Origin of the sequence: Ramlibacter sp. PS3R-8, from assembly GCF_037572435.1 — a bacterium.
Taxonomy (GTDB): Bacteria; Pseudomonadota; Gammaproteobacteria; order Burkholderiales; family Burkholderiaceae_C; genus Ramlibacter.
On sequence record NZ_JBBHGT010000001.1, the window covers coordinates 601015 to 626159 of the forward strand.

Annotated in this window: 21 protein-coding genes; 3 read left to right on the forward strand and 18 right to left on the reverse strand. The window is 69.1% G+C overall.

The features are described 5' to 3' along the window. Window positions 1-7: 7 nt before the first annotated feature. On the forward strand, window positions 8-922 hold the full coding sequence (gene ygfZ, locus WG902_RS02840) for a CAF17-like 4Fe-4S cluster assembly/insertion protein YgfZ (protein WP_340058390.1): 915 nt from the start codon (window positions 8-10) through the stop codon (window positions 920-922). On the opposite strand, the gene WG902_RS02845 is transcribed toward ygfZ, so the two are convergent. From WG902_RS02845 to WG902_RS02855, 3 genes are read right to left on the reverse strand one after another with little or no spacing between them, the layout of a single operon-like run. Continuing rightward, the gene (locus WG902_RS02845) at window positions 919-3153 is read right to left on the reverse strand and encodes an O-antigen ligase family protein (protein WP_340058391.1); all 2235 of its coding nucleotides are present in this window, start codon (window positions 3151-3153) and stop codon (window positions 919-921) included. The genes ygfZ and WG902_RS02845 overlap by 4 nt on opposite strands. Window positions 3154-3155: 2 nt before the next feature. Then, a complete protein-coding gene (locus WG902_RS02850) occupies window positions 3156-4025 on the reverse strand; it encodes a YbgC/FadM family acyl-CoA thioesterase (protein ID WP_340058392.1) in 870 nt (289 codons plus the stop codon). Continuing rightward, entirely contained in the window at window positions 4022-4933 is a 912-nt protein-coding gene (locus tag WG902_RS02855) for an alpha/beta hydrolase (RefSeq protein WP_340059423.1), read from the reverse strand. The genes WG902_RS02850 and WG902_RS02855 overlap by 4 nt, the downstream gene beginning before the upstream one ends. Before the next feature lie 106 nt (window positions 4934-5039). On the opposite strand from WG902_RS02855, the gene WG902_RS02860 reads away from it, so the two are divergent. After that, window positions 5040-6176, forward strand: a complete 1137-nt coding sequence (locus tag WG902_RS02860; protein ID WP_340058393.1) for an iron-containing alcohol dehydrogenase — start codon at window positions 5040-5042, stop codon at window positions 6174-6176. Between the two features lie 90 nt (window positions 6177-6266). Here WG902_RS02860 and WG902_RS02865 read toward each other — a convergent pair whose 3' ends face one another. From WG902_RS02865 to WG902_RS02880, 4 genes are all read right to left on the reverse strand, one after another. Beyond that, window positions 6267-7355, reverse strand: a complete 1089-nt coding sequence (locus WG902_RS02865) for a patatin-like phospholipase family protein (protein ID WP_340058394.1) — start codon at window positions 7353-7355, stop codon at window positions 6267-6269. A 26-nt stretch (window positions 7356-7381) separates the two neighbouring features. Further along, entirely contained in the window at window positions 7382-8446 is a 1065-nt protein-coding gene (locus tag WG902_RS02870) for a serine/threonine-protein kinase (RefSeq protein ID WP_340058395.1), read from the reverse strand. A gap of 4 nt (window positions 8447-8450) precedes the next feature. Beyond that, window positions 8451-9260: a PEGA domain-containing protein gene (locus WG902_RS02875; protein ID WP_340058396.1), complete on the reverse strand. Its 810-nt coding sequence runs from the start codon at window positions 9258-9260 to the stop codon at window positions 8451-8453. 62 nt (window positions 9261-9322) lie between these two features. Further along, on the reverse strand, window positions 9323-11647 hold the full coding sequence (locus WG902_RS02880) for a Tex family protein (RefSeq protein ID WP_340058397.1): 2325 nt from the start codon (window positions 11645-11647) through the stop codon (window positions 9323-9325). A 131-nt stretch (window positions 11648-11778) separates the two neighbouring features. Between WG902_RS02880 and WG902_RS02885 the strand changes: the two genes are divergently transcribed. Then, on the forward strand, window positions 11779-12471 hold the full coding sequence (locus WG902_RS02885; RefSeq protein ID WP_340058399.1) for a hypothetical protein: 693 nt from the start codon (window positions 11779-11781) through the stop codon (window positions 12469-12471). Here WG902_RS02885 and WG902_RS02890 read toward each other — a convergent pair. The 11 genes from WG902_RS02890 to WG902_RS02940 form a co-directional block, all read right to left on the reverse strand. Beyond that, window positions 12468-13016 carry a methylated-DNA--[protein]-cysteine S-methyltransferase gene (locus WG902_RS02890; protein WP_340058400.1) on the reverse strand — a complete coding sequence of 183 codons (549 nt, stop codon included), beginning with the start codon at window positions 13014-13016 and terminating at the stop codon, window positions 12468-12470. The genes WG902_RS02885 and WG902_RS02890 overlap by 4 nt on opposite strands. A gap of 68 nt (window positions 13017-13084) precedes the next feature. After that, window positions 13085-14038, reverse strand: a complete 954-nt coding sequence (locus tag WG902_RS02895; protein WP_340058401.1) for a glutathione S-transferase family protein — start codon at window positions 14036-14038, stop codon at window positions 13085-13087. Then, window positions 14035-15684, reverse strand: a complete 1650-nt coding sequence (locus WG902_RS02900; protein WP_340058402.1) for an isovaleryl-CoA dehydrogenase — start codon at window positions 15682-15684, stop codon at window positions 14035-14037. The genes WG902_RS02895 and WG902_RS02900 overlap by 4 nt, the downstream gene beginning before the upstream one ends. Before the next feature lie 22 nt (window positions 15685-15706). Then, the gene (locus tag WG902_RS02905; protein ID WP_340058403.1) at window positions 15707-16723 is read right to left on the reverse strand and encodes an NADP-dependent oxidoreductase; all 1017 of its coding nucleotides are present in this window, start codon (window positions 16721-16723) and stop codon (window positions 15707-15709) included. Window positions 16724-16733: 10 nt separating this feature from the next. Beyond that, window positions 16734-17162 carry a PaaI family thioesterase gene (locus WG902_RS02910; protein ID WP_340058404.1) on the reverse strand — a complete coding sequence of 143 codons (429 nt, stop codon included), beginning with the start codon at window positions 17160-17162 and terminating at the stop codon, window positions 16734-16736. A gap of 5 nt (window positions 17163-17167) precedes the next feature. After that, window positions 17168-17959, reverse strand: a complete 792-nt coding sequence (locus tag WG902_RS02915; protein ID WP_340058405.1) for an SDR family oxidoreductase — start codon at window positions 17957-17959, stop codon at window positions 17168-17170. Continuing rightward, the gene (locus WG902_RS02920) at window positions 17956-18192 is read right to left on the reverse strand and encodes a hypothetical protein (RefSeq protein ID WP_340058406.1); all 237 of its coding nucleotides are present in this window, start codon (window positions 18190-18192) and stop codon (window positions 17956-17958) included. Before WG902_RS02920 ends, WG902_RS02915 begins: the two co-directional genes overlap by 4 nt. Then, window positions 18192-20045 (reverse strand): acyl-CoA dehydrogenase, encoded by a 1854-nt coding sequence (locus WG902_RS02925; RefSeq protein WP_340058407.1) that lies wholly within the window; start codon window positions 20043-20045, stop codon window positions 18192-18194. The genes WG902_RS02920 and WG902_RS02925 overlap by 1 nt, the downstream gene beginning before the upstream one ends. A gap of 152 nt (window positions 20046-20197) precedes the next feature. Beyond that, window positions 20198-21373 (reverse strand): acetyl-CoA C-acyltransferase, encoded by a 1176-nt coding sequence (locus WG902_RS02930; RefSeq protein ID WP_340058409.1) that lies wholly within the window; start codon window positions 21371-21373, stop codon window positions 20198-20200. 29 nt (window positions 21374-21402) lie between these two features. Continuing rightward, window positions 21403-22890: a M20 family peptidase gene (locus WG902_RS02935; RefSeq protein ID WP_340059424.1), complete on the reverse strand. Its 1488-nt coding sequence runs from the start codon at window positions 22888-22890 to the stop codon at window positions 21403-21405. A 49-nt stretch (window positions 22891-22939) separates the two neighbouring features. Beyond that, window positions 22940-25039, reverse strand: coding sequence for a 3-hydroxyacyl-CoA dehydrogenase NAD-binding domain-containing protein (locus WG902_RS02940; protein ID WP_340058410.1), 2100 nt, complete (start codon window positions 25037-25039; stop codon window positions 22940-22942). Window positions 25040-25145 lie beyond the last annotated feature (106 nt).

Genomic DNA, 25145 nt, shown 5'->3' on the forward strand with positions numbered 1-25145 from the left:
TCAGGGTATGTCCCATACCCTCCACGGCGTTGTTCCCTTGCCCCACCTCGGCGTGATACGCGCCCAAGGGGAGGAGGCTGGCCGCTTCCTCCATGGCCAACTCACCCAGGACTTCGCCCTGCTCGGCGCCGGCGAGGCCCGGCTGGCGGCCTTCTGCAACGCCAAGGGCCGCATGCTCGCGAGCTTCGTCGCCTTCCAGCGCGCGCCCGACGAGATGCTGCTGGTGTGCAGCCGCGACATCCTCCCCGCGACGCTCAAGCGCCTGTCGATGTTCGTCCTGCGCGCCAAGGCCAGGCTGGCCGATGCCAGCAGTGAATTCGGCCTGTACGGCCTGGCCGGCGATGCCGTGCCGGCTGCCGCCCGCGGCGCCACGCCCTGGACGCTGACGAGCGACGGCGACGCCCGGATCGTCAGCCTGTACCCGGCGGACGACCAGCCGCGCGCGCTGTGGGTGGCGCCGGTGGCCGCCGCAGCGCCGGCTGGCCCGGCGCTCGACCCGTCCCTGTGGGCCTGGAGCGAAGTGCGCAGCGGGATCGCCACCGTCACCGCGCCGGTGGTCGAAGCCTTCGTGCCGCAGATGCTGAATTACGAGTCCGTCGGCGGCGTGAACTTCAAGAAGGGCTGCTACCCCGGCCAGGAGGTCGTGGCCCGCAGCCAGTTCCGCGGCACGATCAAGCGCCGCGCCTTCGTCGCGCATGCCGATGGCGAGCTCGCGGCGGGGCAGGAGGTGTTCCAGGCGGGTGACCCGGAGCAGCCAGCGGGCGTCGTCGTGCAGGGCGCGCCGGCGCCCGAAGGCGGCTGGGAAGCCATCGTGTCGCTGCAGCTCAGCGCAACCGAGGCCGGCGACCTGCATGCCGGCAGCGCCGCCGGTCCCGCGCTGCGCCTGCAGCCCCTGCCCTACGTGCTGCTGGCCGACATCTAGGGTTGCGCGAGCACCTGCGCCCGCACGTCCTGCGGCACCAGTTGCACCAGCGCCTGGCGCTGCGCGGGTGACGCCGCTGCCAATCCGCGGCGGTAGTAATCGATCGCCTGGGCGGGATCGTTGTGCTCCTCCGCGGTCATCCGTCCCAGTTGCAGCAGCCCCTCCGCATTGCTGGCAGGCCATCCCGCGATGCGGCGGGCCATCGCCTGGCGCGCCAGCGCATAGTCCTTGGCGCGCCACGACAGGACGAACAGCGCGTTCGCCAGGTCGTAGTCGACGATGTCGGCGGCCATGGCCGCCTTCGCCGCGGCCAGCGCCCTGGCCTCCTGCCCCGAGCGTGCGAGCAGCAGCACCTCCAGCGACCGCACCGTCGGCGCGTTCGGCTGGATGCGCTGGGCACGCTCCAGCAGGGCCTGTGCCTGCTCGTGCCGGCCCATGTTCGAATGGCCGCGCGCGGCGTTGCCGATGATCGCGACGATGTTCGGCCGCGAGCCGATCACGCTCTCCCAGATCCAGGTGGCGTTTTCCCAGTCGCCCCAGCGCGCCAGCTCGTCGCCCACCATGGGCGTGATCTTGCGGTAATGCGGATTGAGCGCGATGCCCTCGCGCACCAGCCGCAGGATTTCGCTGCGGGTCGGCTCCAGCCGGGGATCCCTGGGATTGCCGGATGCGGTGACGGACAGCGCCAGCCGCACCGCCGTCACCAGCTTGCGCTCGGCCTCCGTGGCGCGTTGCGTGATGACGACCGCCAGCACCAGGCATGCGGCCGTGGCGGCCAGCGCCACGCGCGACGCCATGGGCGACCAGCGCAGCGGCCACGCCAGCCAGCGGGCCGTGAAGCCCAGGCGCGCGTCGGAGGCGGCCAGTCCGCCCAGGCACAGCGCGAACAGCGCGCCCGTGGCGGCCATGCGCCAGGGAAAACCGATGTTGCTGACCAGGAACAGCGCCAGCAGGCTGCACAGCAGCGCGCCGCGCCAGGGCTGGTCCGCCGCCGCCTCCGCGGTGCGCGGATTCCAGCTGCGCCAGGCCGCCTGCAGCAGGTAGGCGAACAGCAGCAGCAGGAAGGCCCAGCCCACCAGCCCGTACTCCGCCACCAGCTGGAGGAATTCGTTGTGCACGTAGTAGTCGGTCTCGAGCTGCGAGCCTTCGGCCTGGTACAGCGGCACGTCGTTTTCCCAGGCGCCGGCGCCGACGCCCGACAGCGGCCTGGCGCGGATCATGTTGCCCGTGGCCTTCCACATCAGCATGCGCACGCCCAGCGAATAGTCCGTCGGGCCGATCGACTGCGTGCGCTGGAAGCCGCGCTCCAGGGCATTGGTGCCGTGTCCCTCCTGCAGGATGTTCTGGTTGTTGCTCGGGATGAAGCCCAGCGCCAGGACCGTGCCCAACATCACCAGCGGGGCCAGCAGGCGCCAGGCCGCCGGCCACTGCGGCCACGCCAGCTGCGCGCGGCAGCGCCATGCCAGCAGCGGCAACACCAGCAGCAACTGCAACCACAAGGCCATGAGCGCGGCGCGCGTGCCGGTCATGAGGATGGTGGTGACGATGAAACCGATGAAGGCCGACATCAGCACGATCGAGCCGCTGCGCCGCGCCCGGGCCAGGATCAGCGCCGAGAACGGCAAGGTACAGACCACGAACTCGGCGAAGAAGTTGCGGTTGATGAAAGTCGAGGCAGGATTGGCGCCCTGCGGGAACAGGCTCGCGCCGGTCCAGAACTGCACGGCGGCCCATAGGGCCGCGGCCAGCGCACCGCCGTGGATGCACGTGGCGAGCACTCCGAGCCGATCACGGGTCAGGGTGTTCAGGCCCAGCCAGGCGATGACCGTGAAGACGAACCAGCGCACCGCCTCCACGCCGGCCAGGTAGGCATGCGACCAGGCCATGCTGCCCAGCGCGTACGCGCACAGCAGCAGCGGCAGCCACACGACGGCATGCCACCGCAGCGGCTCGACGCGGTTCTTCTGTGCCAGCAGGAACAAGCCGGTCGCGGCCAGCGTGAAGAAGGAGACGATGACGGACTTGAGCGTGTCCTGCAGCATCTCCTCGCCCGGGAAGCCGAGGCCCGGCGCCAGGAACATCATCAGGGCCAGCAGGGTGGACGCCCAGCCGTCGGCGGCCGGTTCCGGCGGCAACGCGCGCGGCGCGCCGACTGCCGGGGCGGCAGGGGCAGCAGCCGGGGTGGCCGCTGCCGCGCGTCCGCCAGCGCCGGCCCGGCGCTTCTTCGCCACCCTCAGCGCGCCAGCGGCAAGGCGCTGGTCATGTCGATGTGGGGGATGCCGGCTTCCACGTAGGGCTGGCCGTGCGCAATGAAGCCGAGGCGCTCGTAGAACACCCGCGCCGTGCGCTGGGCATGCAGCTCGATGGCCCAGTCACCCCGGCGCTGGGCCTCGGCGGCCAGCGCGCGCAGCACCTGCTCGCCAAAGCCGCAGCCGCGCAGCACCTGGTGCACCGCCATCCGCCCTATCTTGCACACGCCATCGCTGGCCGGAAGCAGGCGCCCGGTGGCGATGGGCTCGCCCAGGCGGTTGTACGCCACCGCGTGCAGGGCCGTGGCGTCCGCCTCGTCCCATTCGAGTTCCGCCGGGATACGCTGCTCCTGGACGAAGACCGTCGTGCGGATCCGCCCCGCATCGGCGCCGAGCTCGGCCCAGGTGCCGGTCTTCACGTGCGCCATCGGCTCGCCCGCTTCGAAGCCGGTCAGCATCTCCCGCAACAGCGCCGGCACCGGCTTGGACGTCTGCGTCGCCGGGTCGGCGAAGACGTAGACGAGCTCGCAGGTGATCAGCATCTCTTCCCCCCGGAAGATGGCGCCGTTGAAGACCATCGACGAATTGCCGATGCGGCTGCATCTCAGGCCGACGTCCAGGGTGTCGTCCATCCGCGCCGAGGCGCTGAATTCCACCGTCGCCTTCTTCACGTAGATGTCACCCTGCAACTGGTGCATGCCCTCTTCATAGGGCATGGCCAGCGCGCGCCAGTAGTCGGCGACGGCGGTGTCGAAATACATCAGGTAGTGGGCATTGAAGACGATCTTCTGCATGTCCACCTCGGCCCAGCGCACCCGCAGGCGATGAAAGAAACGGAACTCTTCTCTGGTCATGCCTGCAAAGCACCTCGCAGGGCCGCCGCCGCGTCGGCGTGCGCCTGCCGGGCTTCCGGCAGGGCGCGGCCCATCTTGATGAATTCATGGGTGACGCCGCGGTAGATTTCCAGCTCCACCGCGACGCCGGCAGCGCGCAGTGTATCCGCGTAGGCGATGCCGTCGTCCACCAGCGGGTCGCACTCCGCCAGGCCGAACCAGGCGGGCGCCACGCCTTCGAGGTCGGGCGTGTTCAGCGGCGCGAAGCGCCAGTCGTCGCGGTCGGCATCGGCGATGTACTGGGAGAAGAAATACGCGATGTGGGCCTGTTCCAGCACCAGGCCCTGGTGGTACCGGGCATGCGACGGCGCCCGTGGCCAGCCGGCGCAGCCCGGATAGAACAGCAGCTGCAGCCGCAGCGGCAGGCGCGCATCGCGCGCCAGCGTGGCGCAGACGGTGGCCAGGGTCCCGCCGGCGCTGTCGCCGCCGACGGCGAGCCGGCCCGCATCGAGGCCGAGCCCTGCTGCATGGGCCGCCAGCCATCGCGTCGCGTCCCAGGCGTCGTGCACCGCGAACGGGAAGCGGTGCTCGGGAGCGAGCCGGTAGCCGACGGAGACCACCGCGCATCCCGCCTGCTGCGCCAGCGTCCGGCACAGGGTGTCGTGCGACGCGATGCTGCCGATGGTGAAACCGCCGCCGTGGAAGTACAGCAGCACCGGCAGGATGCCGTCGGCCGGCACGTAGAGGCGCGCCGGGATGCTCGAGCCGTCGCGCACCGGAACCTGGAGCTCCTCCACGCGTGGCAAGGCCGGCTTGGCCACCTCCAGCACGCCGGCGCCGGCTTCATAGGCGGCCCTTGCCGCGTCCGGCGCCAGCGCGTACAGCGGCCGGTGGCCGGCGCGGCCCATGCGTTCCAGCACCGAGCGCATCGCCGGCGTGAGTTCGGGAAACTGCGGAAGAAATGTCACGTCCCTGGCAGCGCCGGGGGTGGCGGCTGGCTTACAGTGAAGCTCCCCATCGTAAGCGACCCCGGCCATGAGCTTCATCTACTACGTCACCCAGATCCAGTTCGACTTCGGCGCCATCCAGCTGCTCAAGCAGGAATGCCAGCGCGTCGGCATCAGCAAACCACTGGTCGTGACCGACCAGGGCGTCAAGGCGGCCGGCGTCCTGCAGAAGGCGCTGGATGCGCTGGGCGGCCTGCCCCACGCGGTGTTCGACCAGACGCCATCCAATCCCACGGAGGCCGCGGTGCGCGCCGCCGTCGAGATCTACCAGGCGCAAGGTTGTGACGGGCTGGTGGCGGTGGGCGGCGGCTCCGCCATCGACTGCGCCAAGGGCGTCGCGATCGCGGCGACGCACGACGGCCCGTTGACACACTACGCCACGATCGAGGGCGGATCGCCGCGCATCACGGACCGGGTGGCGCCGCTGATCGCGGTCCCCACCACCAGCGGCACCGGCAGCGAGGTGGCGCGCGGCGCGATCATCATCGTGGACGACCACCGCAAGCTGGGTTTCCATTCCTGGCACCTGGTGCCCAAGACGGCGATCTGCGACCCCGAGCTGACGCTGGGCCTGCCGCCGAAACTGACCGCGGCCACCGGCATGGACGCCATCGCGCATTGCATGGAAACCTTCATGTCCGCGGCGTTCAATCCGCCGGCCGACGGCATCGCGCTCGACGGACTCGAGCGCGGCTGGGCCAACATCGAGCGCGTCACGCGCGACGGCAGCGACCGCGAGGCGCGGTCGAATCTCATGAGCGCGTCGATGCAGGGCGCCATGGCGTTCCAGAAGGGATTGGGCTGCGTGCATTCCCTCAGCCACAGCCTGGGCGGCGTCGATCCGCGCCTGCACCACGGCACGCTCAACGCCATGTTCCTGCCGGCCGTGGTGCGCTTCAACGCGCAGGCGCCGTCGGTGCAGAAGGACCGCCGGCTGGAACGCATGGCGCACGCGATGGGCCTGAAGGCCGCGGCCGACATCCCCGACGCCATCCGCGACATGAATGCGCGGCTGGGCCTGGCGACGGGCCTGGGCGAACTGGGCGTGAACCGCGGCATGTACGAGAAGATCATCGACGGCGCGATGGCCGACCATTGCCACAAGACCAATCCGCGGGAGGCGACGCGGCAGGATTACGAGGCGATGCTGCTGGAGTCGATGTAGCACGCGTCGCCGGGGTGCGGCTGTGCCGCAACCCGGCCTGCGGAGTGGCAGGTTGGTAGGCCGGGTTGCGCAGGCGCACCCCGGCGACAGTCACAGCGCCTCCACCCGCGCCGGGTCCGGCCGCTGCAGCCACTGCGCGAACTCGTCGGCCAGTTGCGCGCTGGCCGACACTGCCGCGGTCCAGTCCCGGATGCGGCCCTGCAGGTCGCCGGCATAGCGCACGAAGTCGGTCCGGTCCGGCAGCTTGCCGTTCGGCAGCTTGCGCACCCACTCGGGGTCGGGCGCCAGCACGATCATGCGGTCCAGCGCGCCGGTGGCGCGGTGGCGCCACTTGAGGCCCTTGTCCAGCCAGCCCGGCACCACCGCTTTCTGGAAATGCGGATACAGGACCAGCCCCGGCCCCGGGCCGCACGCGTAGCGCAGGTGCAGGTGGTAGTCGGTGATGCCGCCGTCCCAGTAGGCGCCGCGCGGCGCGCCGGGGATGTCGTGCACCGCCTGCAGCAGGAACGGGATGGAGCAGCTGGCCTGCAAGGCCGGCTGGAAATTCGCCTCGGTCAGCTCGCATTGCCGCGTCGGGAAATCGGCGGTGTCGAACGGCAGCGGGCACGGCACGCCCCGTTCCGGCGCCGAGAACACCACGCGCTCCAGCCACGCGCCCATGGCCTTGCGGTGCAGCACGTTGCTCACGAATGCGCCCAGGTACCCCACCGGCGTGCCGATGCGATGTTCGCGGCCCAGCACATGCCGTCCGCGCGCGGTCACGATGTGCAGCCGAAAGCGCGCATGTTCCAGCACTTCCCGGATGCGGCCGCCGTAAAAGGCGTGCAGCCCCTCGGCGAAGCGTTGCGAGAGCAACGCGGCGCTCGGCCGCTTGTGGTCGGGCGGCGCGTCGTGGCGCTGCGCGATGTAGTCGCGCTCCAGGCGTTCGAAGGCCTGCACGGGCTCACGCAGGCACGCCGTGGCCATGCGCCAGGCCCCGATCGATGCGCCGACCAGGTGGATCGTGTGGTCGCTGCGCGGCAGCCACTCGCCGAACAGGAAGCGGTCCAGCGCCCCGAGCACCAGCCCCTTGGGCCCGCCCGCAGCCGCCGGCAGCGCGCCGATGTCGCCGGGGGCCAGCCCGTGGTCCTCGATGTGCCGCCGCGCGGCGGGTCCGGCATACAGACGCAAGGCTCGCATCGCAGGATGGCAGGAAGTCCGCGCTCTCAGCGGAATGCGAGGGCGATCGCCGCTGCCGCGGCCGCCGCATAACCCAGGAACCACGCCATGCGGCGCAGGACACCGCTCGGCGCGGGTGCATTTGCCGCGGCCAGGAGTTCTTTCATCGCGGCGCTCGCATCGAAGCCCGCCGCGGGCACCAGCGACCATGGCGCCGAAGCGGGATACGCGCCGCTGGCAAGCAGCAGGTCGAGGTCCATGCGGGCGGCGCCGCCGCGCAGCACCGCGTTGCGGCATTGCACGAGGTCGTGCGCCATTTCGGCGGCGTCCTGGTAGCGCTGCTGCGGATTCTTGTGCATCGCTCGCGCGATGACCAGTTCCACCGAGGCCGGGACGCCGGGGCGGGCCTGGCTGGCGGGCAGCGGGCTCGAATGCAGGATGGCCGTGAGCAGCTGGCCGATGTTGCTGCCGGCGAAGGCGGGAGCGCCCACGACCATCTCGTACAGCACCGAGCCCAGCGAGAAGATGTCGCTGCGATGATCGATGGAATGGCCGCCGACCTGCTCGGGCGACATGTACTTGGGCGAGCCCATCATGGTGCCGCTCACCGTGCGCACTTCGGACGTCTGCATGCGCGCGATGCCGAAATCCATGATCTTCACGTGTCCGCCGGCCAGCAGCATGATGTTGCCCGGCTTGACGTCGCGGTGCACGATCCCCCGCGCATGCGCGGCGGCGAGCCCTGACGCCACCTGCGCCGCGATGTGCAGCGCCTCCTCCAGCGCGATCGGACCCTTCATCATGCGGTCGCGCAATTCGACGCCTTCCAGCACCTCCATGGCGATGTAAAGCCATGGCCCTTCGCGCCCGAGATCGTGGATGGTGACGACGTTCGGGTGGTTCAGGCCGCCGGCGGCCTTGGCTTCCTGGTGGAAGCGCGCCTCCCGGTGCTCACCGTCCGGTCCCTCCCCGCCCGGCACCAGCAGGGTCTTGATCGCCACCTGGCGCTGCAGCGAATCGTCCTCGGCCAGGAACACGACGCCCATGGCGCCGCGTCCGAGCTCGCGCAGCAGCCGGTAGCGGCCCAGGTGCGTGAAGGGTGCATTCAACATGGCGTCACCAGAACTTCAGGCGGTCGAGGACGCTGGGCTGCTGCTGCGGCTGCTTCTTGCGCGGCGGCGCCGGCGGCGTCGCGAAGACATGCTTGACTTCCAGTTCCTCGGCCGGCTGCAGCGTCACCTCCATGCGCAGCGGCTTGAACTTGCCGTTGCGCACCTCGATCACGTGCGGGCCGGGGGGCAGCGACACCCGCACCAGCGGCGGGGTCCGGCCTTTCGGCTCGCCATCGACGAACACGTTGCCCCAAGGGCGGATGTCCAGCCGGATCACGGCCGGGCGCCGTGCGGCCTCGTACTGTTCCAGTGCCTGCCGCCCCGCCAGCCCCGAGCCCAGCACCGCCAGCACGCCGAGCCCGGCCAGCGCGTTGCGCCGCGCTCCCCGCCTTTGCGCGGCCATGGCGGCGGCGAACGCGGGCGAAATGCCGATGCGGTCCGCCCCTGCCCCGTCGGCTGCCGCGGCGGCCACGTGCAGCGCCTCGCCGCTGACCCGGGCCTGCACCGAGCGGTCCGGCGTGACGCGCAACTCGCCATGGTGCAGCCCGGTGCGCAGCGGCGGCAGTCCCTGCGCGCGGGCCAGCCGGCGCGCGGCATCCCAGGCCACCAGCGGGGGCACGTGTCCGGCGATGACCAGGCCTTGCGGCGCCTCGAGCACGAGCCGCCGCGCCGCGTCCCAGCGCGCCAGCACCGCCTTCAGGCGGGCGACGAGCTGGTCGTCCAGCACCGGAGCCGAACCCACGTCGCCATCCCAGCGCAGGAACAGCACGCTGCTCGCCACGATGGCCGGGGCGGGTGCGGGTGGGGCCGTCATGCGCGCGGAAGCGGGGCCTGCATGCAGGCTATTCTGCGCGACCGTCCCGGCGGGGGGAATGCTTATTTCCTCAACCCCTGCAGCTTGGCGAGGGCGCCCTGCATCGCGCCGCCGATGGCGGGATTGTTCGGCGCACGCTGGCCGCGGGCCGCGCCCTCGAAGCGGTTCTCGCGCGGGCCGCCTGGCCTGGCGGCGGGCGTTCCCAGCTTCATGGTCAGGCTGATGCGTTTTCGCACCGGGTCGACCTCCAGCACCTTCACCTTGACGATGTCGCCGGTCTTGACCACCTCGCGCGCGTCGGTGACGAACTTGTGCGACAGCTGGCTGACGTGCACCAGGCCGTCCTGGTGCACGCCGAGATCGATGAAGGCGCCGAACGCGGCGACGTTGCTGACCGTCCCCTCCAGCTCCATGCCGGGTTCGAGATCCTTGATTTCGTTCACGCTGTCGTTCAGGCGCGCCACCTTGAAGTCCGGGCGCGGGTCGCGCCCCGGCTTCTCCAGCTCGCCCAGGATGTCCCGGACGGTGATGACGCCGAACTGCTCGTTGGCGAACAGCTCCGGCCGCAGCCGCTTGAGCATCTCGGCGCGCCCCATCAGCTCCTGCACCGGCTGGCCGGCATGCGCCAGGATCTTTTCGACCACCGGATAGGTCTCCGGGTGCACACCGGTCATGTCCAGCGGGTTCTCGCCGCCGCGAATGCGCAGGAATCCGGCGCTCTGCTCGAAGGTCTTGGCCCCCAGGCCGCTGACCTGCAGCAGTTGCTGGCGGCTGCGAAAGGCGCCATGGGATTCGCGCCACTGCACCACCGCGCGCGCCACCGACGGCGACAGGCCCGAGACGCGCGCCAGCAGCGGCGCGCTGGCGGTGTTCAGGTCCACGCCGACGCGGTTGACGCAGTCCTCGACCACCGCTTCCAGCGTCCGCGCCAGCTCGCTCTGGTTCACGTCGTGCTGGTACTGCCCGACGCCGATGGACTTGGGATCGATCTTCACCAGTTCGGCCAGCGGGTCCTGCAGGCGCCGCGCGATGCTCGCCGCACCGCGCAGGCTGACGTCCACGTCCGGCATCTCCCGCGATGCGTATTCGCTGGCGGAGTAGACCGAGGCGCCGGCCTCGCTGACCACCACGCGCTGCATGTCCGGCGCATCCAGCCGCTTCATCAGGTCGGCGGCCAGCTTGTCGGTCTCCCGGCTGGCCGTGCCGTTGCCGATGGCCACCAGGTTCACGCCGTGCTTGCGGCACAACTGGCCGAGCACATGCAACGCGCCTTCCCAATCGCGGCGGGGTTCGTGCGGATAGACCGTGGCGGTGTCCACCAGCTTGCCGGTGGCATCCACCACGGCCACCTTCACGCCGGTCCGGATGCCCGGGTCGAGTCCCATCACCACCCTCGGGCCTGCGGGGGCTGCCAGCAGCAGGTCGCGCAGGTTCTCTGCGAACACCTTGATGGCCACCTTCTCGGCGTCTTCGCGCAGGCGCGAGAACAGGTCCCGCTCGGTGGACAGCGACAGCTTCACCCGCCAGGTCCACGCCACGGACTTGCGCAACAGGTCGTCGGCCGCGCGGCCGGCGTGGCTCCAGCCCAGGTGCAGCGCGATCTTGCCTTCGGCAATGGAGGGCTGGCCCGGCTCCGGTTCCAGCGGCAACGCCAGCTTGGCTTCCAGGATGTCCTGGGCGCGGCCGCGAAACACGGCCAACGCCCGGTGCGACGGCACGCGGCCGATCGGCTCGTCGTAGTCGAAGTAGTCACGGAACTTGGCGATGTCGGGGTGGTTTTCGTCCTTGCCGCCGGCGAGTTTCGACTTGAGCAGCCCTTCGCTCCACAGCCACTCGCGCAGCGCCTGCACCAGCGCAGCGTCCTCGGCCCAGCGCTCCGAGAGGATGTCGCGCACCCCGTCCAGCACCGCAGGCACGGTGGTGAAATCCTCGCCGCCTTCGCCTTTTTCCTGCTTGACGAAAGCCAGGGCTTCGGCGGCCGGGTCGCGCCGCGGGTCGGCCCACAGCAGGTCGGCGAGCGGCTCGATGCCGGCCTCGCGCGCGATCTGGCCCTTGGTGCGGCGCTTGGTCTTGTAGGGCAGGTACAGGTCTTCCAGTTCCTGCTTGGTCGGCGCGGCATCGATGGCGGCGCGCAGGACAGGTGTCAGCTTGCCCTGCTCCTCGATGCTCTTGAGCACCGCCTCGCGCCGGTCCTCCAGCTCGCGCAGGTACGCCAGGCGCGCTTCCAGTTCGCGCAGGTGGACGTCGTCGAGGCCTGCCGTCGCTTCCTTGCGGTAGCGGGCGATGAACGGGACACTGGCGCCGCCGTCCAGCAGGTCGACGGCCGCGCGGACCTGGCTTTCCTGGACTTTGAGCTCGGCGGCGATCTGCCGCAGGATCTTTTGCATCGTTTTTACTGCTGAGGACGATGGGAAGCGCGCGAGTTTGCCACATGGGTCGCACACCCGAACAGGCCATTGGCTGACAGTTGCGTCCCAGCTACTGCAGAGAATGGTTGCACGTCCTCAAGGAGTTTTACATGCGTACCCGAAGCATCGTTCTGATCGTTGCCATCCTGCTGGTAGCGGCATTCGCCGCCCTGAACTGGGGCGAGATGGTCAATCCGACGGACCTTTCCTTTGGCCTTTTCGTCACGAAGGCCCCGCTGGGCCTGATCCTGCTGGGGCTGCTGGCGATCACGCTCGTGCTGTTCCTGGCGTCCACCGCCGCGATGCGCACGCAGTCGCTGATCGAATCGCGCCAGCATCACAAGACGCTGGAAGCGCAGCGCGACCTGGCCGACAAGGCGGAAGCCTCGCGCTTCGTGGACCTGCGCCAGCACATGGACACGCAGCTGCGCGAACTGCGTGAGCGAGACGCGATCTCGGCCGCGGAAGCCGAGAAAGCGCGCATGGAGGCGCAGCGCGAAATCCGCACCCAGCTCGAACAGATCAACCGCACGCTGTCCGCGCGCCTGAACGAGATGGAAAGCCGGCTGGACGGGCGCCCGGGCGGAATCGCCCTGCCCGTCACCACCGTGCGCACGGCCCCCGTGAACGAGCACCCGCATGCGCAGGAAGCCCACGACACGCAGATGCGCGATGCAGCGCGGCTGCGCGACGAGGAGCGGCTGCGTGACGAGCGCCTGCGCCAATCCAACCCGGTTCGCTCCGACGAGCGCACGACGGCAGCCGATCGCCCGGCCGAGACGGGCTGGCGGCGCTGGTTCTAGGGCGCGTCGAACAGGCCCGGCGTTCCGCCGAAACGCGCCGCCTCGATCTCCAGCATCTTCAATTTCGTATCGGCTCCCCCTTCGGCGGAAAACCCGCCGGAGCGCCCGCCCGCCGCGAGCACGCGGTGGCAGGGCACGACGGGCGCAAAGGGGTTGCGGCCCAGCGCCTGGCCCACGGCCCGCGCGGCCCCGGGTTCGCCCAGGCGGCGCGCCACTTCCCCATAAGTCAGCACCTCACCGGGCGGGATGGCGCGCGCGACTTCATACACCCGGCGATGAAACTCCGGCACCCCTGAGAAATCGAGCGGCAGGTCGACCAGGTCGTCACGGGTGCCTTGCAGCAGCGCCTGGATGCGCGAGATCGCCTGCTGCACGAAAGCCGGCGGTTCCCCCTGGGGTACCTCGCCGAAGGCACGGCACAGCCGCCGCCTCGTTCCCTCGCGCGTGGCCTCCGGCAACTGCACGCCGGCGATCGCGTCCCGCGTCCACGCCATCCCGCAGGCGCCGATCGCGGTGTCGAACAGGCAGCAGCCAAGCGGCGTCATGGGACGACCCTCCGCGCTTCGCGCTGCGGGATTCGCCTTGGGGCGGACCGGCGGCTCATGCGCAGCCCTCAGGCGGGCGCGACCGCCCGCAGCACGTACCCGAGGCGCGGGAAATGCACGTGCACCGTGCCGACCCGCGCATCGTCGCGCCGCAAGCTGTAGTGCGTGCGAGTGGCGGCGATCAGTTCGCCCTCGGTCGGTTCGGTGCCGAAGGTTTCCGGCGTGACGGTCACGCGGGTGCCCAGCGGGATGCCGTGGTCGTCCTGGAAGGCGCTGTCGATCAACAGGTTGGCGCCGGGCGGCATCGGGTCCGCGGCGGCCGCGAGGGCGACGGCGTCCGCGGCACCCAGCTTTGTCATCGGGCCATGGCCGATCGCTTCGACGCGCTGCGCCCATTCGCCGACGGAAGGCGTCGCATTCAGGATGTCGGCCAGCGGCGCCACCTGCTGGCGCGTGTACCAGATGCCATGGTAGGCAGCGAAGTCCGCGACGCAGGGTTCCAGGCCGAACAGGAAGTCGTGCTCGTCGGCCATGTTCGCGATGCGGCGCAGGTAGGAACGGTAGGCGGACGTGGCGTCGCCGGGCCGCAGCCGCACCAGGTTGGACGACATCGCCTTGCGGTCGTCGCTGAAGGCCTTGGCCGCATCGGGTGGCGCCTTGGCGAAGACGTGGGCGGCGCCGCGCGGCTGCAGGTTGTAGCCCATGGCCGCCCAGAACAGCGTGGTGTCGGCCCACTGCGCGAAGATGCGGCACACGCCCTTCAAGTGCGGCGGGTACAGCGTGGGATCGGCCCGCACGTGCTCGAGCACGTCGCAGATCAGGGCGGTGTCGCAATAGATGTCCGCCCCCACCTGCAGCACGGGCGTCTTGCGGTAGCCGCCGGTGAGGGCGATCACGTCGGGCTTGGGCATGATCGGCGGAATCAGCACCGACTTCCACGGCAACTTCTTGTAGCCGAGGATGAGGCGGATCTTCTCGGAGAACGGCGAGCTGGGGTAGTGGTGCAGTATCAGGTCGGTCATGGGGTCAGCGGCATGGCGCGTTGCAGGATGGTGTCGAAATCCGTGCGCGCGGAGAGCGTGCCGAACGCTTGTCCCCAGTCACCGGCCAGGCGCGAATCACAGAAGGCGGCGAACACGGCGGGCGGCGCGGTCTGGTACAGCAGCGCGGCCTGCACCGCGAGCGCCGCGTCCTGGGCCAGCCGCCGCGCCTCCACCTCGGTGGCCATGTGCTCCACCCGCGCGGGCAGCGCCGCGGCCAGCCGGTCCAGCGCCGCATGCGCCCCCCTGGCGGGCGCCAGTTCGTTGGCCAGCGCAGCTGCGGCATCGGCCTTGCGCAGCGCGCGCAGCAGGTCGAGCGCCATGATGTTGCCGGCGCCCTCCCAGATGGAGTTGAGCGGCATCTCGCGGTAGATGCGGGCCAGGATGCCCTCGCCGTTTTCCTCGACGTAGCCGTTGCCGCCCAGGCATTCCATGGCTTCCTGCGCGAAGTGGCTGCCGCGCTTGCAGATCCAGAATTTCGCGATGGGCGTCAGCAGGCGCGCCATCGCCGCCTCCTGCGCATCGTCGCGGCGGTCGAAGGCGCGCGCCAGCCGCATCGCCAGGGCCGTGGACGCCTCGCTTTCGAGGGCCAGGTCCGCCAGCACGTTGCGCATCAACGGCTGCTCGATCAGGCGCTTGCCGAAGGCGCAGCGCTGCGCGGTGTGGTTCAGCGCGATGGACAGCGCTTGCCGCATCAGGCCGCTGGTGCCGAGCGCGCAGTCCAGCCGCGTCATGGTGCCCATCTCCAGGATTTGCGGCACGCCGCGGCCCTCGTCCCCCACCAGCCAGGCCGTGGCGCCGCGGAACTCCACTTCGGAACTCGCATTGGCCTTGTTGCCCAGCTTGTCCTTCAGGCGCTGGATGAAGATGGCATTGCGGCTGCCGTCGGGCAGCACCCGCGGCAGGAACAGGCAGCTCAGGCCGCTTGGCGTCTGCGCCAGCACCAGGAAGGCGTCGCACATCGGCGCGGAGAAGAACCACTTGTGGCCGGTGATGCGATAGCGCTCGCCCCAGCCGTCACGGCCATCGGACTCGGCACGCGTCGTGTTCGCGCGCACGTCCGAGCCGCCTTGTTTTTCCGTCATGCCCATGCCCATGGTCGCGCCGGCCTTGTCGCTCCAGCGCTTGAGCGCCGGCTCGTAGCTGCGGCTCGTGAGCTTGGGCGACCAGTCACGGAACACCGCTGCGTTGCCGCGCAATGCCGGCGTCACGGCGTAAGTCATGGAGATGGGACACAGGATCGACGGCTCGCGCTCGGTGAAGAGCATGAAGCCGGCGGCACGCAGGACATGGGGGCTGCCGCCGCTTTCGCCCCACGCGGATCCGTGCAACCCGGCCTCGACCGCCGCTGCCATCAGCGCGTGGTAGCTCGGATGGAACTCCACCTCGTCGATGCGCCGGCCGAAGCGGTCGTGCGTGCGCAGTTCGGGCGCGTGCGTGTTGGCCAGGCGGGCGTGTTCCTGCATCTGCGCCGTGCCTGCGAGCCGGCCCAGGCGGGCGAGCGGCCCGGTGTCCAGCTGGGGGGCGTTGTAGCGCAGCGCGTCGCGCAGGGGCCGGTTGGTTGCGAACAGGTCGTAGTCCACCAGCGGCTCGGGCTGGTTGAACACTTCGTGGGTAGCGTCCGTCACCGCGACTCCCTTCTCCAGGGCTTCAGGAAACCTTCACGAGCTGCTTGCCGAAGTTTCGGCCCTTCAGCATCCCCAGGAAAGCCTCGGGCGCCGACGCGAGCCCTTGCGCGATCGACTCGCGCGGCCGCAGCTTGCCGGTGCCGACCAGCGCGCCGAGCTCCTGCAGCGCCTGCGGCCACACTTCCATGTGCTCGCTGACGATGAAGCCTTCCACGGTGAGGCGGTTGGTCAGGATCAACTGCGGATAGGCCATCGGGATCGGCTTGCCGTCGTAGCCGGCGATCATGCCGCACAGGGCGATGCGGCCGAAGGCGTTCATGCGCAGCATGACGGCGTCCATCACCATGCCGCCGACGTTCTCGTAGTAGCCGTGGATGCCGTCGGGGCACTGTTCCTTCAGCGCCTTCGACAGCGAGGACGCGTCGGCGTGCTGCTTGTAGTCGACGCAGGCGTCGAATCCGAGTTCCCCGGTGACATAGCGGCACTTGTCCGCACCGCCTGCGATGCCAACCACGCGAAGGCCGCGTGCTTTGGCCAGCGCACCGAACGCGCTGCCGACGGCGCCGCTGGCCGCGCTGACCACGACGGTCTGGCCCTGCTTGGGCTGGATGATCTTCACCAGCCCGTACCAGGCGGTCACGCCCGGCATGCCGACCGCGCCGAGGTAATGCGACAGCGGCACGTGGGTGGTGTCCACCTTGCGCAGCGCACCCGGCTGGTCGGCGGCGACGACGCTGTATTCCTGCCAGCCGCCCATGCCCACCACCTTGTCGCCGGCGGCGAACTTCGGGCTGCGGCTTTCGACAACCTCGCCGACCGTGCCGCCCTGCATCACCTGGCCCAGCGGCTGCGGCGCGGCATAGCTCTTGGCGTCGTTCATGCGGCCGCGCATGTACGGATCGAGGCTGAGGAAATGGTGGCGCACCAGCACCTCGCCGTCCTTCAGCGCCGGCGTCTCCGTGTCGACCAGCTTGAAGTTGCCGGCGCTGGCCTCGCCGTCCGGGCGGTTGTCCAGCAGGATTTGCTTGTTCTTCGGCATGGGGAGCCTCTCAGTCGGTGGAAATCGTGTTGGCGGGAGCCGTCGGCGCCTGGCGCTTGACGTACTTGAAGGTGCCGGTGGAATGGGCGCAGGCCCGGCCTTGCGCATCGTAGATCGTGGCTTCCGTGAAAGCCATCGTCTTCGTCCGGTGCATCAGCCGGCCGCGCCCGGTGAGCAGGCCCGTACAGGGCTGCATGAAGGTGGTCTTCATCTCGATGGTCACCACGCCCGTCTCCGTCTCGACGCTGCGCGCGGCGGTGGCCATGGTGACGTCCATCAGCGTCATGATGGCGCCGCCGTGCGTGACCAGGAACGAGTTCATGTGTTCGTGCTTGGGCAGGTAGGTCAGTTCGGAACCGCCGCCCTCCATCCTCACCAGCTCGAAACCGAGGTGGTCGACGAAGGGGATTTCGACGCCGAACAGCTTGGGAGTCGGCATGTCGTTCACCCGCCCGTCACGACGCTGACGCCGCCATCCACCGCCAGCCACTGGCCGGTGATGTGCTTGCCGGCGTCGGACGCATACAGCAGCGTGATGCCCTTCAGGTCCTCGTCGTCGCCGAGCCGCCGCAACGGCGCATTGGCTGCCAGCTTGTCCGCGCCCAGGCGGTCCAGCACGCCCTTGGTCATCTTGCTCGGGAAGAAGCCCGGGCAGATCGCGTTGACGTTGATGCCGTACTTGCCCCATTCGCACGCCAGCGCCTGCGTGAAGGTGATCACGGCGCCCTTGGACGTGTTGTAGGCCAGCGTGGTCATGTCCGCCGGGTTGCCGCCGAGTCCGGCGATCGAGGCGATGCTGATGATGCGGCCCTGCTTGCGCGGAATCATGCTGCGCTTGGCCACCTGCTGGCTGAGGATGAAATAGCCGCGGACGTTGAGGTTCATCACCTTGTCCCAGCCTTCCACCGGATGGTCTTCCGCCGGTGCGCCCCACGCCGCGCCGGCGTTGTTGACCAGGATGTCGATGTCCCCCATGCGCTCCAGCGTGCCGTCGGCGAGCTTGCGGATGTCTTCCTCGCGCGAGCAATCGGCCGCGATCCAGCGCGCGTCGATGCCGGCGGCCTGCAGGTCGGCCGCGGCTTCCTCGAGGTCGCTTGCCTTGCGTGAGCTGAGCATGATGCGGGCGCCGGCCTCGCCCAGCGCGTGCGCCATCTGCAGGCCGAGGCCGCGCGATCCGCCCGTGACCAGGGCCGTCTTGCCCGTGAGGTCGAACAATTTCTGGACGGTGCGGGTCATGTGCGGTTCTCCGGGTTCGGTTTGCTGGACGCCTGGTCTTCCGGCAGGCGGGAGCGGACATAGATCAACCCGACGCCGACGCCGGCGGCGATGGCGCCGAGAACGGACAGGCTCCAGCCGGCAATGCGCGCCTCGTCGTGGGAAGCGATGCCCAGCACGAGCACCAGCAGGCCGGCGAAAATCAAGGTCCAGATCAGCGCATCCAGGCGCTTCAGGGTTCGGGCCGAAGCCATCAGAAAGCCTCCTCGGGCATGGTGGCGCAGGTGGGGTCGCGCGTTTCGACAACGCGCAGCCAGGCGCCGATCTTCGGCAATTCGTAATGGAAGAAATAGCGCGCCGCGCGCAGGCGGCCTTCGTCGGCGGCTCGGGGGCTGCCGGGCGCCAGGACCAGCAGCACGTCCAGCCACGTCCAGGCGATCACCAGGTGCCCGAACGCCTGCATGTAAGGCACCGCGTTGGCCAGCGCGTCGGCCGGGTTGCCTGTCGCCCACGCGGACTTGGTGGCCGCGCCGACCTTCTGCAGCGCCTGGCCCAATGCGTTGGCATGTTCGGCCAGGTGCGGCTGCTGGATGGCCCGTTCGATGGTCCCGTTGATGCGCAGCGCCAGCAGCGACAGCCCCTTGCCGCCTTCCATTGCCACCTTGCGGCCCAGCAAGTCGGCGGCCTGGATGCCGTGGGTGCCTTCGTGGATCATGTTCAGGCGATTGTCGCGCCAGTATTGCTCCACCGGGAAGTCGCGCGTGTAGCCGTAGCCGCCGTGGACCTGGATCGCCATCGAGTTCGCTTCCAGGCAGAACTCGCTGGGCCAGCTCTTGGCCACGGGTGTCAGCACTTCGAGCAGCAGCCGCGCCTCTTCGGCGGCCTCGGGCGTGCCGGTGTGCTGCTCGTCCACCAGCCGGGCGCAGAACAGCAGCAATGCCAGTGCGCCTTCGCAGTAGGACTTCTGCGCCAGCAACATGCGCTTGATGTCGGCGTGTTCGATGATGCGGACTTGCGGCTGCGCGGGGTCCTTGCCTGCGGGCCCCACCGGCCTGCCCTGCGGCCGGTTCCTGGCGTAATCGAGCGAGGCGTAATAGCCGGCAAGACCCAGCGCCGTGGCGGCCAGGCCGATGCCGATGCGCGCCTCGTTCATCATGTGGAACATGCAGCGCAGCCCTTCGTGCGGCTTGCCCACCAGGTAGCCGATCGCGCCGGCCCCGCGGCCGTCCAGGCCGCCTCCCTGGTTCACGCGCACCGGGTACCTGCCCTCGCCAAAATTCAGCAGCGTGTTGGTGGTGCCACGCCAGCCCAGCTTGTGGTTCAGGCCCGCCAGGGCGACGTCGTTGCGTTCCCCCGTAAGCTGGCCGTCGGCGCCCACCATCATCTTCGGCACGATGAACAGGGAGATGCCACGCGTGCCGGGAATCAGCTTGCCGTCCGGGCCGGGGATCTTGGCCAGCACGAGGTGGACGATGTTCTCGGACAGTTCGTGCTCGCCGGCCGAGATCCACATCTTGTTGCCGCGCAGGCGGTAGCGCGCGCCGAGCGGGTCGCCCTCGAAGTCCGCGCCGTCGGGGATTGCCCGCGTGGTGATGTCCGAAAGGGAGGACCCCGCCTGCGGCTCCGACAAGGCCATCGTCCCGGAGAAACGGCCGGCGAATTCGTTGCGGGCGAAGACTTCTTTCTGCAACCCGGTGCCGTGCACCATCAGCAGGTTGGCGTTGCCCTTGGTGAGCAGCCCGCCGCCGATGCTGACCGAAGCCGTCGCGAAGAACGTCCCCGCCGCCGCCTCGATGGTGTAGGGCAGCTGCATGCCGCCCTCCTCGTAGTCCTGCGCGGCGCTCAGCATGCCGGAGGCCACGTAGGCGTCGTGCGCGTCATGGGTAGCCTTCGGCAGGATCACCTTCTCACCGTCGAAGCGCGGCTCCTCGGTGTCGACGAGGCGGTTGAACGGCGCGTACTTCTCGCGCGCGATCCGTTCACAGATGTCGAGCACGGCGTCGAACGTTTCCCGCGAATGGTCCGCAAACCGCGCGCGCTCGTTCAACCGATCGGCTTTCAGCCAGTCGTAGAGCAGGAAGTCGACGGTGGGTCTGAGTGCGGACATAGCGGTAGGCAGAAGCTAAAGCCAACAACCGGACGCAGAAAACGCAGAAGTTGCGCAGAAGACGCAAAAAAGAAAGAAGACATTTTCTGGATGTCCTTCTGCGACTTCTGCGTAACTTCTGCGCCTTCTGCGTCCGGATATTGGGTTTGGACTTAGAGAACCTCGAACACGCCCGCAGCGCCCATCCCGCCGCCCACGCACATCGTCACCACCACGCGCTTGGCGCCGCGGCGCTTGCCTTCGATGAGGGCATGGCCGGTCAGGCGCTGGCCGGAGACGCCGTAAGGGTGGCCCACGGCGATGGCGCCGCCGTTGACGTTCAGGCAGTCGTCGGGAATGCCCAGCTTGTCACGGCAGTACATCACCTGCACGGCGAACGCCTCGTTCAGCTCCCACAGGTCGATGTCCTGGACGGTCAGGCCCAGGCGCTTGAGCAACTTCGGCACGGCGAAGACGGGCCCGATGCCCATCTCGTCAGGCTCGCAACCCGCCACCGCGAAGCCCAGGAATCGGCCCAGCGGCTTGAGGTTGTTCTTGCTCGCGTAGGCCTCGTTCACCACCACGCAGGCGCCGGCGCCATCGGAGAACTGGCTCGCATTGCCCGCCGTGATCACGCCGCCCGGCAGCGCCGGCTTGATGCCGCTGATGCCTTCCTTGGTGGTGCCTTCACGCAGGCCCTCGTCCTTGCTGACCGTCACGTCCTTGGTGATCAGGCCCATGACCGCGTCGGCGACGCCCGCCTTGACGGTGATCGCCGCGATCTCGTCGTTGAACTTGCCTTCGGCCTGCGCCGCGCAGGCGCGCTGCTGGCTGCGCGCGCCATACTCGTCCATCGCGTCGCGGCCGATGTTGTAGCGCTTGGCCACCTGTTCGGCGGTCTGCAGCATGGACCAGTAGATCTCCGGCTTCTTCTTGTCCAGGTTCATGTCGCGCAGCATGTGCTGGTTCATTTCCTGCTGCACGCAGGAGATGCTTTCCACGCCACCTGCGACATACACGTCGCCCTCGCCCGCGATGATGCGCTGCGCCGCCATCGCGATGGTCTGCAGGCCCGAGGAGCAGAAGCGATTGACGGTGGCGCCGGACACCGTGATCGGCAGGTCGGCCATCAACGCGATCTGGCGCGCGATGTTGGCGCCGGTCGCGCCCTCGGGGTTGGCGCAGCCCATGAGCACGTCTTCGATGGCGCCGGGGTCGATGCCGGCGCGCTGCACGGCGTGCTTGACGGCATGGCCGCCCAGCGTCGCGCCATGGGTCATGTTGAAGGCGCCCTTCCAGCTCTTGCAGAGCGGCGTGCGGGCGGTGGAGACGATGACGGCGTTGGTCATGGTGGCTTGCCTTTCAGGGGAGGTTCGGGTCAGGGCGACGGCGCATTCAGGTTGCGCAGCAGCTGGTGGTAAAAGCGCACCAGCTCCGCCAGGTTGGCGGTGGCAATGCGTTCGTTGGTCCCGTGGAAGCGCGACAGGTCTTCGAGCTTGGCGCGCACGGGGGAGAAACGGTAGATATGGTCGGAGACCGGCGTGAAGTGGCGCGAGTCCGTCGCCGCGACCATCAAGCCCGGCGCGACCAGCGTGTCGGGGAACAGGGAGCGCACCGTGCGCGCGATCATCTGGTACGACGCCGACTGGGTGGGCGACACCGGCGACGGCTCCGAGCTCCCCGGCAGCGCGATCAGCTCGAAGCGCTCGCCAGCCTGGGCCTTCGCGTGCGCCATCACCGAGTCCCGCGTGTCCCCCGGCAGCAAGCGGAAGTTCACGACCGCGCGCGCTTCGCCCGGGATGACGTTGTCCTTGTTGCCGGCGTTCACCATGGTCAGCGCGGTCGTCGTGCGCAGCATGGCGTTGGTGCTCGCGCCTTTTTCCAGCTGCGACTGGACAAGGGGGCCGAACAGCCACAGGTTGGACAGCGCGACCCGCTGCAAGCCGCCCATCTCCGGCGCGACGGTCTCGAACATCTCGCGCGCGACGCCGCGAATGTTGGCGGGCAACTGTTCGTCATCGAGGCGCCGCAGCGCGGCGCTGAGCATCGCGATGGCGCTACTGCCCTTGGGAGGCGGCATCGACGAGTGACCGGGCGTGGCGGGCACTTTCAGCACGACCGAGAGGTAGCCTTTCTCGGCGATGCCGATCAGCGCCGCCGGCTGCTTCAGGCCGGGCATCACGCCTTCGGTGATCAGCAGGCCTTCGTCGATGACGAAGTCCAGCCGCACCTTGCGCTGCTGGAACAGCTTGACCACTTCCATGGCGCCGCGGATGCCCCCGGCCTCTTCGTCAGCGCCGAAGAACAGGTAGACGGTCTGCCGCGGCTGGAAGCCCGTCGCCAGCAGCATCTCCACAGCTTCCAGCTGCGCGACCAGGTTCGCCTTGTCGTCCCAGGCGCCGCGGCCCCACACGAAACCGTCCTTGACCTCGCCGGCGAAGGGCACGGCCTCCCATCTGGACTCGGTGCCCGGCGCGATCGGCACCACGTCCTGGTGGGCGAGAAACGCGATCGGCTTGGCGGCGGCATCGGTGCCCTGCCAGGTGTAGAGCAGGCTCAGGCCGTTGATGCTTTCGCGCTGGAGCCCGGCATGCACGCGCGGGAAGCGCTGCTGCAGGTGCGCATGCAGCTTGCCGAACTCGCCGGCGTTGAGCTGGGGGTCTTCCTGGCTGGAGACGGTCTGGAAGCGGATCGCGCCGGCCAGCTTCTCGGCCACACCGCGCTCGTCGACCGCCAGCGGCGGTGCCGGCGCAACCTGCAGCTGGCGCGAGCCCTGGCGCACGGTGTTGATGGCGAGGGCAGCGGCGAGCAGAAGCAGCAGGCCGAGGACGAGGAGGAAGAAGCGCTTGATCATGCAGGGGAGCAGTGGGTTCCGCCGGAGCCTGCCCCCGCGTAGGCGGGGGCGGGGACGACGGTCAGCTGAAGGTCTTGCCTTCGGACGCCAATTTGAGCAGCAGCGGCGCCGGTTCCCAGAACTTCGCGTCGTCGCGCGGATTGGCCTGGAAGCGCTTCATCGCCTGCACCACGTTGAACAGGCCCACCTGGTCCGCGTACAGCATCGGGCCGCCGCGGTGGATGGGGAAGCCGTAGCCGGTGATGTAGACCATGTCGATGTCGCTCGCGCGGGCGGCGATGCCCTCCTCCACGATCCGGGCGCCTTCGTTGACGAGCGCAAACACCAGGCGCTGCACGATTTCCTCGTCGGAGATCTTGCGCGGCTCCACGCCGAGGGACTTGCGGTGCTCGACGATCATGTCCTCGACCAGCTTGGACGGAATCGCGTCCCGCTTGCCCGCCTGGTAGTCGTACCAGCCGGCGCCGGTCTTCTGGCCGAAGCGGCCCAGCTCGCACAATTTGTCGGCAGTGCGGCTGTACAGCATGTTCGGGCGCTCCTGCGCGCGGCGCTTGCGGATCGCCCAGCCGATGTCGTTGCCGGCCAGGTCGCCCATGCGGAAGGGGCCCATCGCGAAGCCGAACTTTTCGATGGCGCGGTCCACCTGCTGCGGCGTGGCGCCTTCGTCCAGCAGGAAGCCGGCCTGCCGGCTGTACTGCTCGATCATGCGGTTGCCGATGAAGCCGTCGGTGACGCCGGACACGACCGCCGTCTTCTTGATCTTCCTGGCCAGCGACATCACGGTGGCCAGCACGTCCTTGCCGGTCTTCTTGCCGCGCACGACTTCCAGCAGCTTCATCACATTCGCCGGACTGAAGAAATGCAGGCCGACCACGTCCTCGGGCCGCTTGGTGAACGCCGCGATCTTGTCGAGGTCGAGCGTGGAGGTGTTGGAGGCGAGGATGGCGCCCTTCTTCATCACTTCGTCGAGCTTCTCGAACACCTTCTGCTTGACGCCCATCTCCTCGAACACCGCCTCGATCACCAGGTCGGCGCTGCCGATCTCCTCGTAGGAGAGCGTGGTCTTCAGCAGGGCCATGCGCTGGTCGTACTTGTCCTGCTTGAGCTTGCCCTTCTTGACCTGGCCTTCGTAGTTCTTGCGGATGGTGGCGATGCCGCGGTCCAGCGCTTCCTGCTTCATCTCGAGGATGGTCACCGGGATGCCGGCGTTCAGGAAGTTCATCGAGATGCCGCCGCCCATGGTGCCGGCGCCGATGACGGCCACCGACTTGATCTCGCGCTGCGGCGTGTCGTCCGGCACGTCGGCGATCTTGGAGGCCGCGCGTTCGGCCATGAACAGGTGGCGCAGGGCGCGCGATTCCGGGGTGAACATCAGCGCGGTGAAGATCTCGCGCTCGTACACCATGCCCTCGTCGAACTTCTTCTTGGTCGAGGCCTCGACCGCATCGACGCACCTGGCCGGCGCCGGGAAGTTCTTCGCCATGCCCTTGACCATGTTGCGCGCGAACTGGAAGTAGGCATCGCCCAGCGGATGCTTGCTGGGCATGTTGCGCACCAGCGGCAGCGGCCGTGTCGCGGCGACCGAGCGGGCGAAGGCGATCGCCTCCTCCTGCAGCGCTTCGGCCGACGAGGCCATCTTGTCGAACAGCTTCTGGCCGGGCAATTGCGCCAGCATCTCGGCCTTGACGGGCTCGCCGCTCACGATCATGTTCAAGGCCGGCTCCACGCCCAGCACGCGCGGCAGCCGCATCGTGCCACCTGCGCCCGGGATCAAGCCCAGCTTCACTTCGGGCAGCGCGATGCTGGCGCCCGGCGCGGCGATGCGGTAGTGGCAGCCCAGTGCAAGCTCGAGGCCGCCGCCCATGGCCACCGAGTGGATCGCCGCGACGATGGGCTTGCTGGAGTTTTCGCAGGCCAGGATGACCGACAGCAGGTTGGGCTCCGCCGTCGCCTTGGGCGAGCCGAACTCCTTGATGTCGGCGCCACCGGAAAACGCCTTGCCGGCGCCGGTGATGACGATCGCCTTGACGGCCGGATCCGCGTTCGCCTTGTTGATCCCGTCCGCGATGGCGGTGCGGGTGACATAGCCCAGGCCGTTGACCGGCGGGTTGTTCATCGTGATCACGGCGACGTCGCCGTGCACCTTGTATTCAGCGGTCATGCGGAAGCTCCAGGCTGGGAGGAAACGGGGAGAAAAGAACGATCGTTCTTTTTTGCGATTGTAGGGGGGCCGTGTTGCACTGCAACGATGCCATGTCCGCTGGGGG

Coding starts and splice junctions, on each gene's coding strand:
- ygfZ (WP_340058390.1), top strand. CDS start 8: ATGTCCCATACCCTCCACGGCGTTGTTCCCTTGCCCCACCTCGGCGTG.
- WG902_RS02850 (WP_340058392.1), bottom strand. CDS start 4,025: ATGACCAGAGAAGAGTTCCGTTTCTTTCATCGCCTGCGGGTGCGCTGG.
- WG902_RS02855 (WP_340059423.1), bottom strand. CDS start 4,933: ATGCGCTCGGTGCTGGAACGCATGGGCCGCGCCGGCCACCGGCCGCTG.
- WG902_RS02860 (WP_340058393.1), top strand. CDS start 5,040: ATGAGCTTCATCTACTACGTCACCCAGATCCAGTTCGACTTCGGCGCC.
- WG902_RS02865 (WP_340058394.1), bottom strand. CDS start 7,355: ATGCGAGCCTTGCGTCTGTATGCCGGACCCGCCGCGCGGCGGCACATC.
- WG902_RS02870 (WP_340058395.1), bottom strand. CDS start 8,446: ATGTTGAATGCACCCTTCACGCACCTGGGCCGCTACCGGCTGCTGCGC.
- WG902_RS02875 (WP_340058396.1), bottom strand. CDS start 9,260: ATGACGGCCCCACCCGCACCCGCCCCGGCCATCGTGGCGAGCAGCGTG.
- WG902_RS02880 (WP_340058397.1), bottom strand. CDS start 11,647: ATGCAAAAGATCCTGCGGCAGATCGCCGCCGAGCTCAAAGTCCAGGAA.
- WG902_RS02885 (WP_340058399.1), top strand. CDS start 11,779: ATGCGTACCCGAAGCATCGTTCTGATCGTTGCCATCCTGCTGGTAGCG.
- WG902_RS02890 (WP_340058400.1), bottom strand. CDS start 13,016: ATGACGCCGCTTGGCTGCTGCCTGTTCGACACCGCGATCGGCGCCTGC.
- WG902_RS02895 (WP_340058401.1), bottom strand. CDS start 14,038: ATGACCGACCTGATACTGCACCACTACCCCAGCTCGCCGTTCTCCGAG.
- WG902_RS02905 (WP_340058403.1), bottom strand. CDS start 16,723: ATGCCGAAGAACAAGCAAATCCTGCTGGACAACCGCCCGGACGGCGAG.
- WG902_RS02910 (WP_340058404.1), bottom strand. CDS start 17,162: ATGCCGACTCCCAAGCTGTTCGGCGTCGAAATCCCCTTCGTCGACCAC.
- WG902_RS02915 (WP_340058405.1), bottom strand. CDS start 17,959: ATGACCCGCACCGTCCAGAAATTGTTCGACCTCACGGGCAAGACGGCC.
- WG902_RS02920 (WP_340058406.1), bottom strand. CDS start 18,192: ATGGCTTCGGCCCGAACCCTGAAGCGCCTGGATGCGCTGATCTGGACC.
- WG902_RS02925 (WP_340058407.1), bottom strand. CDS start 20,045: ATGTCCGCACTCAGACCCACCGTCGACTTCCTGCTCTACGACTGGCTG.
- WG902_RS02930 (WP_340058409.1), bottom strand. CDS start 21,373: ATGACCAACGCCGTCATCGTCTCCACCGCCCGCACGCCGCTCTGCAAG.
- WG902_RS02940 (WP_340058410.1), bottom strand. CDS start 25,039: ATGACCGCTGAATACAAGGTGCACGGCGACGTCGCCGTGATCACGATG.